General features: G+C 43.0%; 2 pseudogenes. One reads left to right on the forward strand and one right to left on the reverse strand.

The features are described 5' to 3' along the window. Nucleotides 1-548, reverse strand: a pseudogene (locus KIV40_RS34275) (glyceraldehyde-3-phosphate dehydrogenase); the annotation flags it as partial. A gap of 230 nt (nucleotides 549-778) precedes the next feature. Here KIV40_RS34275 and KIV40_RS34280 point away from each other — a divergent pair. Continuing rightward, a pseudogene (locus tag KIV40_RS34280) lies at nucleotides 779-980 on the forward strand (Rho-binding antiterminator). The last annotated feature ends 55 nt before the right edge of the window (nucleotides 981-1,035 follow it).

Here is a 1,035-nt window from a genome sequence, read left to right on the forward strand (position 1 = left end):
AGGCCAACTAACCATGGTGAATCTTGGATTCTGAATTGAAGCTTTTGTATCCCTCCCATGCCTTTTAAGCCGAGCTCGATACCTTCATTTGGCTCGAGGGGTGATAGGGCATCTAATGAGCTTTGTCGGTAGAAAGTCATATTGATATCGCCATAACCCAAACCGCCAAGGTAGCGTATCGAATCCTCTTTCCAGCTTCGTTTGTGACCAATAAATGCCATCCAAGTGCCATTTTCTGTCGCAAAGCCACCAACTGCGGTGATTGCAGGTGTTAAGAGTTGTGCGCCTCCATCAAGGGACTTCTCCGCCAGTGCTTTGCGTGTGTTTTTCTGCTCTTCTGATTCATGAAGGAAGATACCGGTGAAACCACCACCGTAGCCAACGGCTGGCTCTGTAATTAGAATCGGGACGGGCAAAAAACCATAGGCATTTTCAGCTAGGTATTCACCCATGTCCAAGTGACCATCGATTTGGTCTATAAAGCTCACCGCACCTGCTGTTGCAGAGACCAGCACGAGTGCGCTCGCGGCTAGGGGTTTTAAGTTCATAACGTTCCGTATTATTCACTGTCTAATAATTTCAGTGTAATCAAACGAATAGATAGCGCAATAAAACGAACGTTATTAAGTAAGTTCGGTGTTTAAAGGTGGGTCTATGATTAAAACAACGAGTACTTTAAGCATGTGCTGTTTCAATGTGATTTGAGAAAACGATGGATTATAAACAGTTTGCATAGAACGGTATGCCGCATTAACGTGGTGAAAGATTGGGAGGCATTATGATTAGTTGCAGTGATTACGATTATATTGAAATTGTGTGTATGTACAGGTACCCAATTAAGCTCCAACCAAGATAAAGATGAATGCATTAAGTTAAGTGTCGCTGGACAAGAACAACTTGTTGTATTGACAGGGATTGCTGAATTAGAAGTGTGTGTCGATAACCCCCATTTTAAGCAAAAATTTTTCAAAACCTTGTAGGGGTGACATATGAATACTTCGATAGAGCATTGCTACTGCACATCTTGTCGCGAGG

The sequence above is a fragment of the Vibrio sp. D173a genome, assembly GCF_030248475.1.